The organism is Symbiobacterium sp., assembly GCF_040797425.1.
Lineage (GTDB): Bacteria > Bacillota > Sulfobacillia > Symbiobacteriales > Symbiobacteriaceae > Symbiobacterium.
On sequence record NZ_JBFNEH010000075.1, the window covers coordinates 1 to 10691 of the forward strand.

General features: G+C 68.5%; 9 protein-coding genes and 2 pseudogenes. All 11 read right to left on the reverse strand.

Annotated elements, in window-relative coordinates; translation table 11 throughout:
- Positions 1-228: pseudogene (locus tag AB2385_RS15685) on the reverse strand (hypothetical protein); the annotation flags it as partial.
- 202 nt (positions 229-430) lie between these two features.
- Complete coding sequence (locus tag AB2385_RS15690) at positions 431-1717, reverse strand: Glu/Leu/Phe/Val dehydrogenase (RefSeq protein ID WP_367655954.1); 1287 nt, start codon at positions 1715-1717, stop codon at positions 431-433.
- A 226-nt stretch (positions 1718-1943) separates the two neighbouring features.
- Complete coding sequence (locus AB2385_RS15695) at positions 1944-2798, reverse strand: nucleotidyltransferase domain-containing protein (protein WP_367655955.1); 855 nt, start codon at positions 2796-2798, stop codon at positions 1944-1946.
- Positions 2799-2988: 190 nt separating this feature from the next.
- Positions 2989-3168, reverse strand: a complete 180-nt coding sequence (locus AB2385_RS15700; protein WP_367655956.1) for a hypothetical protein — start codon at positions 3166-3168, stop codon at positions 2989-2991.
- 343 nt (positions 3169-3511) lie between these two features.
- Positions 3512-4474 (reverse strand): LD-carboxypeptidase, encoded by a 963-nt coding sequence (locus AB2385_RS15705; RefSeq protein WP_367655957.1) that lies wholly within the window; start codon positions 4472-4474, stop codon positions 3512-3514.
- A 191-nt stretch (positions 4475-4665) separates the two neighbouring features.
- Positions 4666-5001 (reverse strand): hypothetical protein, encoded by a 336-nt coding sequence (locus AB2385_RS15710; protein ID WP_367655958.1) that lies wholly within the window; start codon positions 4999-5001, stop codon positions 4666-4668.
- A gap of 76 nt (positions 5002-5077) precedes the next feature.
- Positions 5078-5881, reverse strand: coding sequence for a phosphotransferase family protein (locus AB2385_RS15715; RefSeq protein WP_367655959.1), 804 nt, complete (start codon positions 5879-5881; stop codon positions 5078-5080).
- A gap of 11 nt (positions 5882-5892) precedes the next feature.
- Positions 5893-7209 (reverse strand): DUF2804 domain-containing protein, encoded by a 1317-nt coding sequence (locus AB2385_RS15720; RefSeq protein WP_367655960.1) that lies wholly within the window; start codon positions 7207-7209, stop codon positions 5893-5895.
- Positions 7202-9010, reverse strand: a complete 1809-nt coding sequence (locus AB2385_RS15725; protein ID WP_367655961.1) for a glycoside hydrolase family 2 protein — start codon at positions 9008-9010, stop codon at positions 7202-7204. The genes AB2385_RS15720 and AB2385_RS15725 overlap by 8 nt, the downstream gene beginning before the upstream one ends.
- A gap of 256 nt (positions 9011-9266) precedes the next feature.
- Positions 9267-9764 (reverse strand): cupin domain-containing protein, encoded by a 498-nt coding sequence (locus AB2385_RS15730; RefSeq protein WP_367655962.1) that lies wholly within the window; start codon positions 9762-9764, stop codon positions 9267-9269.
- Between the two features lie 656 nt (positions 9765-10420).
- Positions 10421-10691 (reverse strand): annotated as a pseudogene (locus AB2385_RS15735) (class I SAM-dependent methyltransferase); the annotation flags it as partial.

A 10691-nucleotide genomic window follows, 5' to 3' on the forward strand; every position in this document is an offset into this window, starting at 1 on the left:
GAAGAGGCCGTTGAGAAGAACCAGCGAGGCGACAAACAGCACGGTGCTGGTCACCAGGAGCAACGGCGACGGGCTCGCTCCCCTGTCGGTCGGGATCAGCCCCAGGACGAAGAGCCAGATCGAGACAGCCATCGCCGCCATGGCAATGAGAAGGCCCAGCCAGCCCGGCAGGGTCCGCACGCTGCGCTCGGGAATCGGGGTGATGGGTTCCGTCAGGCGTTCAACCATAGCTATGACCTCCCGTTCGCCGGCGGCGGAACACGCGCCGGCATTTTGCAAACCCACCTACTCATTCGCCGGCGCCGGGCAAATTCCCGTCGCTGCCGGGCGGAAACCTGTGGCGAGAGCGCCGTCGCAGACGTGAAAAGGGCTGCCCCGGCAGCGCAACCTGCCTGTGAGCAGCCCTGTTCCCCCTGGCTCCTCTTTTCCGCTACTGCCCGGCCGCAACCCGCAGCTGCCGGGCCGGGGCCTGCAGCAGCCCCCGCACCCGCAGCCCCTCGGCGATGCGCTGGATGGAGTACATGTAGGCCGCCGTCCGGGTGTAGGCGCCGTGCCGCTCGGCCGTGGCCACCACCTGCCGGAACGACTCCACCATCTTCTGCTCGAGCCGGGCGTTCACCTCTTCCTCGGTCCAGTAGAACTGGTTCAGGTTCTGCACCCACTCGAAGTAAGAAACGGTCACCCCGCCGGCGTTGGCCAGAATGTCGGGGATCACGAAGATGCCCCGCTGGGCGAGCACGTGGTCGCCATCGGGCGTGGTGGGGCCATTGGCCGCCTCGGCCACCACCCGGGCCCGGATGCCCCGGGCGACCTCGGCGTCGATCTGGTTCTCCAGCGCGGCCGGCACCAGGATCTCGCAGTCGGCGGTGAGCACGCCGTACTGATCAGTGGCGCGGCTGCCCGGGAACCCGACTACGCTGCCCGTGGCCTGCTTGTGGGCGATGAGGTCAGCCACCCGGACGCCGCCCGGGCAGAGAATGCCGCCCCGGCTGTCGCTGGCGGCCACCACCACCGCACCCAGCTCCTCCAGGAGCAGGCCGGTGAACTGCCCGGCGTTGCCGAAGCCCTGGATGGCCACCCGGGCGCCTTCCAGCCGCAGGCCCAGGTACTCCATGGCCTCGCGGATCGTGATCACGACGCCCCGGCCGGTCGCCTCGTTGCGCCCCAGCGACCCGCCGAGGGCGATGGGCTTCCCGGTGATCACGCCGGGGCAGCTGCGGCCGACGATCTTCTCGTACTCGTCGAGCATCCAGCCCATGATCTGCGCGTTGGTGTTCACGTCTGGAGCGGGAATGTCCCTGTCCGGGCCGATGAAGGGCCAGATCTCCCGCACGTAGCCCCGGGCGAGCCGTTCCAGCTCACCCTGGCTCAGCTTGCGCGGGTCAACCACGACACCGCCCTTGCCCCCGCCGTAAGGCAGGCCCACCACAGACGTCTTGAAGGTCATCCACATGGAGAGGGCCTTCACCTCGTCTGCGGTCACGGCGGGGTGGAACCGAATGCCACCCTTGGCCGGCCCGAGGGTCGTGAGGTGCTGGCTGCGGTACCCGGTGAACACCCGGACGCCGCCGTCGTCCATCCGCACCGGGATCTGCACCTCGACGAAATGGGCCGGCGCCTTGAGGAGCTCGTACAGCTCCTCGCTCTCACCCAACGCCACCACCGCGTTCCGGATCTGCTGCTGTGCGATCAGAAACGGATTCTGAGCGCCGCCCATTTCTCTCCCCCCATTCGTGACTCCTCTCACTTTACGCCTTTAGTGCGTTAGTATAAGCGAGGCGGCGCCGCTTGCAAAGCAACAAAACCGAATTAGACCGATAATGAGGCGGAATAAGATAAGTGGAACAGGGCCGGAAATCCAGCGCGCAGGGGCCAGCCTCTTCTTGCCGAGGCTGGCCCTTTCCATATGCGGGTGACCCCTCAGACCGCCGTGAATCGCCCGATCAGCGAATCTCGGTCTGAACGGGCTCGAACTCCTGCGCCAGGCCCTGGATCTCCCCGTGGAGGGCGTCGAGGATCTCGTAGGCGTCCGCCGCCGCCCCGTCGGCCAGCAGCCGGTACGCCTGTCGCACGCGGGACTCCATCTCGGCCGGACGGCGCTCCAGTTCCCGCACCCGGCCGAGGGCGCCCTTCTCGTTCATCAGGTAGCGGTTGTTGAGGGCGTAAAGCACCTGAACCCACGCCCCGACCGCCCGGAACAGAGACCCCTCGGCGTAGTGAAAGTCGCCCTTGTGAGCCGCCTTACGGGCGCACGCCAGGGCGAACCAGGCCTCCCAGAGAAAGCGCCGCACCGTGGCCTCCCGCATGCGGGGCGGGTACGGTCCCTCAGCGTACAGCAGGGCCTTCAGCCGGTCGAGCGGAGCCGCGGGAGACTGCCAAAGCGGCTTGCCGTAATGGGTCTCGGCGGCGTAGATGGTGTTGACGAACCCGAAAGGGTGGCCCGACTGGAAATCGACGGTCACGCGCCCGGCCAGACAGTCGCGGAGGGTCTCCTCCACCTTGCCGATTTCCCGCAGCAGGATGTCTACGGGCACCCCGTCCACGGTGAGCCAGGCCCCGCCGTTGATCCAGGGACCCCAGTCCCCGGGTGGGTGGAGCAGTCCGGTGCGGTGGCCGTCGTCCAGCGCCGTCAGTGCGCGGTCAAGCGCCTCCAGGTCGAGCGCACCGGCGCGGTAGTAGAGGCCGAAGTCGTAGTCCGACTGGGGCCCCGCCTCCCCGCGGCTGTGGGAGCCGCCGAGGGCGATGGCCTCGACGCCCCGTACGGCAGAGAGTGCTGCGATGACTTTGCTCTGCGGCATGGCATCGTCTCCTTCCTCGTTCTCTCTGTAGGTGTTTGGGTGCGCGCCTGTTGCGACCTGCATGGGGGCGGGACTACCCCGACTCCGGCTTGTCCCCGGAAAACTCACGGCTCCGGACGCGGCGCCGTTGGTTACGGCGGGGCCCAGGAGCCTGCACGGGCGGTGATGACCGCCGTGCCGAGAGTGCGGTCTAGTCGTTGGAACGGCCGAAAAGCAGGTACGCGATAATCGCAATCGGCCCCAGCGCCAGCACGGCCAGCGCCCACAGGCACCCGATGTTCTGGCCGTGCCGATCGGTTGCATCTCCCCAGACCCAGAAGAAGAGGACGATCGAGGCGATCCAGATCAAGGCGATGAGGAGCCCGCCCATCCCGTCACCCCCACCCAGCGTCGGCCCTGCATGAGAATCCCACGCGGCCTGCATTCAGATATGTATGATATGGGACAAACCTTTTGTCCATGGCGAAGAGGGCGCGATGGTGACCCCGTGAAGGCAGTGCGCCCATGCTCCTGGGCCTCGCGGCAATCTGGTTGACCTGGCCCCCGGATGATGCCACGGCTGGTGCTCCGCCTGTGGGGGCTGATGGCGGTTCTCGCACGGGGCGGCTGGCGGCCGGCCACCTCACGCGCATGCCCCGGCGCACCGCCGCGACCATCGGCGCCTGCGTACGAAGTGCCAGCGGCCACAGGGCTGCCCCAGTGGGAACGACGCCCTACATCGTGGCCAGAGCCGGCTCCAGGATCGTGAGGGCCCCGACCGCCGCGTCCAGCCGGGCCCGAACGCCCAGCGGCAGCGTGGCCCGGTGCGGCCCGTGCCCGCAGGGGAAGCCGTAGAGCACCGGGATCCCCAGGGGGCCCAGCCGGTCCTCCAGAACCTCCATCAGTGTCAGTGACGGGCGGTCAGGCGGCCCCTGCAGGCAGGTGGGCGAGTCGCCGAAGAGGACCCCCGCCGCACGCTGCAGCTTCCCCGCCAGCAGGAGCTGCGTGAGCATCCGGTCGACTCGGTAGGGGGCCTCGTCCACGTCCTCCAGCAGCACGATGCAGCCCGTGAAGTCCGGCTCCCAGCGGGTGCCCAGGAGCGAGACGATCAGGCTGAGGTTCCCTCCCATCAGGCGGCCCTCCGCCACGCCCGGCCGGATGGTCAGGGGACGGGGCGCTCCCTCCTCCCCGGGGTCCGGCCAGGGAACCTCCCCCAGCGGTCCCGGCTCCTGCAGGGCCCGCCGGAGGCCCGCGGCGTTGTAACCTTCCGCCTCGCCGAAGGCGGCCACCATGGGGCCGTGGAAGGTGACCAGTCCGGCCTCCCGCGCCATGGCGAGATGCAGGGTGGTGATGTCGGAGAACCCGCAGAAGAACTTGGGGTTCCGCCGGATCATCTCCCAGTCAATGCGGTCCAGAATCCGCATGGCCCCGTAGCCGCCCCGGGCGCAGATCACCGCGTCCACCCGGGGGTCTCCCCACACCCGGTGGAAGTCGGTGGCCCGCTCGGCGTCTGTGCCGGCCAGGTAGCCCCGCCGGGCCAGGACCGCGTCGCCCACCACCGTCCGGTAGCCCCATTCGTGCAGCCGCTTCAGCCCCGCCTCCAGCCGGTCGGCCGGCACCGGCCCGGCAGGGGCCACGACACCGATGGTGGCGCCGGGCCGCACGGGCCGGGGTTTCACTCCCATGCTGCTTTTCATGTGCAAGCCCTCCCGTTCCGATTCACGGTCGTCAGAAGTTCGGCGTGCTTCCCCGGTAGGAGCACGCCGCTTCCTGTATCTGTGGCGGCATATCCCTCCGCGAGCGCCCGGCGTACCTCATGCCGCCGGCGGTCCGAACCGCGCCCCGGGAGCAGCCTTGGCGCCGGGTGCACGGGCGTCTTTCCGCCATTCTACCGGTACCAGCGCCAGGCCACAACGCACGTGAGCAGCACCAGCGCCGTGGGCAGGAGGAGGGCCGGCGTCACCTGCCCGCCCGCCTGCGCGAGCAGCGAGTACGCCCAGGCGCTGCCGACCAGCAGGAGTGCCAGCAGGATCAGCAGGCCGCCCACCTGCACGGCCCACGAGCGGGACCGGGCCCCTCGAACCCCCCTCATCACGCGGCCGAAGCCCTGAACGGTGGACTCGGGCGTGGCGTCGGTCTGTTCCGGGCCGAGCACCTCCCCACAGACCGGACACGTCTCCCCCGGTCTGCGCTCCACCTCCCGGCCACAGGCGGCACAACGCATCGAACCTCCCCCTTTGCTGCAGTCCCTCGGGCCCCTGCCGCGCTCGGTGCGGCAGCCCGGGCACGTCAGCACACCTTCAGAAGAACTCGTAGAGCGCCTCGAACCACTCCCACTCCCGCTGCGGGAGCGGCGTGCCGCCGTATCCCGCATAGAAGGCCGCCAGGTCCTTCTCCCGCTGCTCGGCGAACGCCCCCGGTTCGGGGCGGGTCGCCAGCGTCAGGTCGTAGCGGCGGTCGCCCCAGGCGCCGCCGGACCAGTCGATGAACCCCGTCACGCGGCCGCTCAGCACCAGGGTGTTGTCGACCGTGCAGTCGCCGTGGATGAGGCCGTGGGCTCCGGGAGCCGGGCGCTCCCGGTGGAGCCGGGCCAGCAGCTCGGGTGTGGCCCCCTCCTGGGGGAAGCGGGCGGCGTTCCGCGCCGCCTCCGCCAGGGCCCGGTCCAGCCAGTCGTCCGCCGTTGGCCACCCGGGGGGCGGTCCGGCGTCGTGCAGCCGCCGGAGGGCGGCCCCCCACTCGGCCAGGAGTGCGTCCCGGCGGGTGCGATCTGTCTCGCGGGCCAGCACCGCCCCGATGGGCTCGCCGGGGAGGTGTTCCATCACCAGCCAGGCCTCGTCCGGGCGGGGGCGCTCGTAGTAAACGGGCCGGGGAACCGGCAGGCCCAGCGGCTGCAGGTCCCGGAGCACCGCGTGCTCCCGCTCCAGCCAGTCCGGGAACTGGGGGCCCCGGGCGCGCTTCACCACCAGGCGGTCAGACGCCGTGGTCACAACGGCCACCGCCGACGTGGCGCCCTGGGACGGGTAGGTGACCGTCCGGATGCGGCCCAGCGCCTGCCGGACGCCGTCGGGCAGTTCGTGCAAGGGGATGGGGACCCGCTGACTCATTCCTTCACCTCTCACCAGCGGTTCACCGCGTGTTCCACGAAGGCCACAAGGTCCTTCACTTCAATGACGGTGCCGTCGTCCAGCACGGCGCGGCCGTTGAAGCGGCCCCACACCTGATGACAGCTTGTCTCGACGAAAAGGATCTTGGTGTGGGTGTAGTTGTCGTAGATGGGCGTGAACTCCATGTCGAAGCGCCCGTCGTCGCTGGTGATTCGCTTTCTCGCCATGTAGCCGCCGCCCGCCAGATCGCAGTACACGTGGCCGAGCTTGTGGGCCGTGCCGTCGTAGAACAGCACGTTCTCCGTGGCCGCTTCCGTGTTGCCGAAGCCCCATCCGATGTTGAAACCGAACCGCCTGCCGTTCACCCAGCCGCTGCCGTTTCCCCAGAACCACTGGTGGCGGAAGGGCCACACTCCCCGGCCCCAGTCCAGCAGCCCGAAGGCGGAGTCGGGCTCGAACGGGTACTCCCGATCACCGAACCGGGCCACGCCGCTGGCCGGCATGCAGTTGATCTTCTGGTTGTAGTAGAAGCAGCGCCGGTCCTCGTCGAAGGGCGTCGCCATCACGATCGACGTGGGGTCCGGCTGCTCCAGCCGGATGTCGACGGCCACGGGCGGCCGGCCGCGCCGCCCGTCGGCGAGGCAGATCAGCCGCCGCTCGCCCTTCCGCACCAGGAACTGCATGACGAACCCCCGCCCGCAGTAGGTCAGGTCCCCCTCCTCCGCCGAGCGCGGCATCCCCAGCCGCCCGAAGGGCAGAAGCAGCAGGCTGGAGGCCGTGATCTTCCGGCCGGTGGCAAACTCAAAGAGGTTCACCGACACGTCCCCCGCGTAGGAGACATGCCCGATGGTCATCTGCAGGCAGTAGCGGTCGTTGGAGACCTGGTAGAAGTCCCACTCCTTGATGCGCCAGGGCGGCGCCTTGATGGCCTCGCGGTTGAAGTTGAGCACCGCCCGGGTCGCGTACCCCCGCTCCGCCAGGGTGCCGTCGGGACGCAGGACGGGGCCGGGGCGCTCGATGCGCTTCTGCATGGGTGGCCCTCCTCCCGCAGCGACGCCGCCGCGCCTCATGCGGCCATCCGGCGCGCCCGTTCGTATCGGGCGGCCCGGAGCAGCGGGAGCACGCTGAGGAGCGTCACCGCCGCCGGTGGCCAGCGTGGCGACGACGGCGCTCACGCCCACCATCCAGGAGATGATGGCCGGATCCTTGGCGATCTTGGCGTACACGAAGGTGTTGAACCAGGAGTTCTCCACGTTCCAGCAGATCTGTCCGGCCAGTCCGAGAATCCAGATGAGCGTCCAGTTCTTGCGGGAGATCGCGTCACTCACCGGCGATCAGCTCCTTGTGCAGCGTCGCCAGCAGTTCCGGGTCCATCTTGATCACTTCACGGTCGTAGGTAAGGATGCCGTTCAGTTCCGTTTCCACGTCGGTCAGCTGGGTATACACAGCCGCGCAGACCCCTTTTCGGATGAGCGGCTTGAGCTGGTCACGGATCAGGGAAACGTATGCCGCAGTGAGCTCATCGCGGGACTTGAAGCGCCGGTAGCCGAACTGCTGCCCCGGACGCCAGACGTGCCCCGAAACGGGCAGGGCATAGCCGCCGTACTCGGAGATGACCACCGCCCGGTTCCGAATGCGAAGGGGCATCTGGAGCCGCCGGAAGTAGATGTGGACGCTCTTGATCTCGCCCCAGCCCTGGTCGTGCCAGCCGCTGGCATGGTCCACCAGGCGGGTGGGGTCGTACCCGGCGATCCACTCGCCGATCTCGGCCGCATCGAACTGGCCCCAGGCCTCGTTGAAGGGCACCCACACCCCGATGCAGGGTGCGTTGTAGAGGGCATCGATCATCTCCCGCAGTTCCTTGCGGTAGTTCTGCCGGCTTCGCTCCTCGTGCCGCCCCAGGGCCTTGCTGGGCCGGTCCTTCACCGGCACGCCGCCCACGACGAGGTTGGGCAGAATGAGGTGGTGCAGGTTGTTCCAGGGTCCGCCGCCGCTCGGCATGTCCTGCCAGACGATGAGTCCGTGCCGGTCACAATGGTAGTACCAGCGGGCCGGCTCCACCTTGATGTGCTTCCGGAGCATGTTGAAGCCGAGTCGCTTGGCGGTGATCACGTCGTACTCCAGGGCCTCGTCGGTGGGCGCGGTGTAGAGCCCGTCGGGCCAGTAGCCCTGATCGAGGAGGCCGTGCTGGAAGAGGGGTTTGTTGTTGAGGAAGAGCCGCTTGACCCCCCGGGCGTCGGTGCCCACGCTGAACTTGCGCATGGCGAAGTAGCTCGTGACCTCGTCCGCGACGGCGCCGTCGGGCGTGAGCAGCCGGAGCGTGAGGTCGTAGAGGAAGGGGGAGTCGGGGCTCCAGGGCCGGGGGTTGGGGATGGAGAGGGCCAGCGCCTGGCCCGCCGGGGCGGTTGCGGAGGCGACGACGGTGTCGCCCTCATGGGCGATCGCCTCCAAGCCCAGCCCGCCGCCGTTGGAGGCCACTGCCTCGGACCGCAGGGCGCCGTTTCCGCCGCCCACCGCCAGAGTGATGGTGAGCTTTCCGCGGTCCAGGTCGGGGACCAGGCGGAAAGACTGGATGTACACCTCCGGCACCGGCTCCAGCCACACGGTCTGCCAGATGCCGGAGACGGCCGTGTAGAAGATGCCGCCGGGCTTCAGGGTCTGCTTGCCCCGCTCCTGGCCGTAGGTGTCGCTGGGGTCCCACACCGCTACGACCAGCTCGTTGTCACCCTCATCCAAGTGTTCGGTGATGTCGAAGCTGAAGGGGTAGTAGCCGCCGGTATGGCTTCCCACCGGGCGGCCGTTGATCCACACCTTCGCCTCCCAGTCCACCGCCCCGAAGTGCAGGAGCACGCGCCGGCCCTTCCAATCTGCCGGAACCCGAAACCGCCTGCGGTACCAGAGCCGCTCCGCCGGCCGGAGCGGCCGTTCGACGCCCGACAGGACCGATTCGATCGGGAAGGGGACGAGGATGCGCCCGTCGCTCTCCCGGCCCATCTGCTCCACGTCCCGGGGCAGGACGGCGTACTCCCACCAGCCGTTGAGGTTGAGCCACTCCGGCCGCACCATCTGCGGCCGGGGGTACTCGGGCAGTACGTGGTCTGGGTCGACCTCTGTGGCCCATCGCGTCACCAATCGTCCTCGTAGCTCCGCCATGCTGCCACTCTCCCGTGTCCGTACTACGACCACCTGCAGGACAGGGCTGCGGGGATCGGCCCAGCCCTGCGGCGTGGCCCGTTCGTCGTGAGGTGTTCTCGCGCTGACAGAAGCGGACCCCGTTTGCAGGTCTGCTGAATACATTCGAGAAGGGTTCAGCTTCACCTACTTTTCGCTTCACAAAATGTGCGAAAACAGGAGCACCCCCCGGGAGCCGGGAGGTGCTCTTGCCTTACCACCGACCCTCGGCGCTGGCCTTGGTGGGATGAACGGTGCCGAAGGGATGCTCGGGAGGGGCGTAGATGACCGACACTTTCAGGGGCCGGTTACCCCGGTTGACGACGTTGTGCCACTTGCCGGCCGGGACCATCACTGCGTACCCGGGGTAGGCCATCTGCTCGAAGTCCAGGCGGTCCCGGCGGTCTCCCATCTGGACCAGCCCCTGCCCCTCCTCGATGCGGATGAACTGGTCCGTGTTCGGGTGGACCTCCAGCCCGATGTCCTCGCCCACCGGAATGCTCATCACCGTCACCTGGAAGTGGCGGCCGGTCCAGAGCGCGGTGCGGAAGTTGGGGTTCTGCCGGGCGACCCTGTTCAGGTTGACGACGTACGGCTGGCCGCCGCGGTCATAGCCCCGGCGCCGCTGGGGCTCGCCGTTCCGGTTGCCGGCAACCCACGGGTATTGGGGGGGCATGCCCCAGGGGTAGGGATACGCCGCCCAGTGGTACATACGCATGCTCCTCTCGGGGGGTTTGGTGCCATTTTATGTTGACCGGGAGGTAGCAGTGCGGCGAGAGGGGGGAGCGAGAGGGTGACGGTGGCGGCCGAAGGTTTTCGACTTGGCCTTGGCGTCCAACCGAAAAGGCGTCGGTTCCGCATGCACGCGTCCAACCCGTGGGTTTCCCGGCCGCGCCGCGGGCCAGCAGCCCCCTGCCCGGTTGGCGTTGGAGGCCGCCCGATTTCGACTTCGAGGCCATCGCAAAGTGGAAAACCGTCGGTTTCCGGGGCACCCTCCGCCGACATATCGGGCCCTCTGCCACCCCAAGGCGCCGTGTCGCAGGCTCCGGCGCGGGGTGAACGAGGCTGGAGCGCTGTCATGAAGCCTCTGGCTGGCGTTCCCCCTGCCCAGCCCACGCTGGTCGCCGAACGATTTCGACTTGGAGGCCGCCACCAAGTGAAAACCCATCGGTTCCGATGAGGGACAGTGGTGTTCCTGCGCGCTCGGCTGTTGCAAACCGAAAGCGGCGCCTTGTGGGGCGCCGCTGCAGTAGATTCTCGCCCAGCCCGAGATGGTGTGCGGTGCCTGCCGCCTGTGGCGATTGGACGCTGCCACGGGCTAGGGGTCGGCTGAATCCCGTTCAGGCCTGGTGGGGCCTGGTTTACGTTTCACTTCCGTGCCAAGATCGTGCAGGTGTTCTCCCATCTGTTGAGCACGCTGACCTCGCTGAAGCCGCCGGCTCGAAGCGCTTTCACCTCGTGCTCCACGGTGAGCGGGGTGTCGTAGTGGTAGAGGGCATCATCCGTGATCTGTTGCTCCCGTCTGAGCCTGGCCAGCTCTTCGAAGTGTGCCCTCTCGTCTTCGGTGGAGGGCGCGAAGTAGTCGGTGAGAACGAAGTATCCGTCGTTCTTGAGCGCTGCGTGCAGTCTCCGGTAGAGC

Excerpts from the sequence above, each read along its gene's own strand:
- AB2385_RS15690 (WP_367655954.1), bottom strand. The coding sequence starts at position 1,717 with ATGGGCGGCGCTCAGAATCCGTTTCTGATCGCACAGCAGCAGATCCGG.
- AB2385_RS15695 (WP_367655955.1), bottom strand. The coding sequence starts at position 2,798 with ATGCCGCAGAGCAAAGTCATCGCAGCACTCTCTGCCGTACGGGGCGTC.
- AB2385_RS15700 (WP_367655956.1), bottom strand. The coding sequence starts at position 3,168 with ATGGGCGGGCTCCTCATCGCCTTGATCTGGATCGCCTCGATCGTCCTC.
- AB2385_RS15705 (WP_367655957.1), bottom strand. The coding sequence starts at position 4,474 with ATGAAAAGCAGCATGGGAGTGAAACCCCGGCCCGTGCGGCCCGGCGCC.
- AB2385_RS15710 (WP_367655958.1), bottom strand. The coding sequence starts at position 5,001 with ATGCGTTGTGCCGCCTGTGGCCGGGAGGTGGAGCGCAGACCGGGGGAG.
- AB2385_RS15715 (WP_367655959.1), bottom strand. The coding sequence starts at position 5,881 with ATGAGTCAGCGGGTCCCCATCCCCTTGCACGAACTGCCCGACGGCGTC.
- AB2385_RS15730 (WP_367655962.1), bottom strand. The coding sequence starts at position 9,764 with ATGTACCACTGGGCGGCGTATCCCTACCCCTGGGGCATGCCCCCCCAA.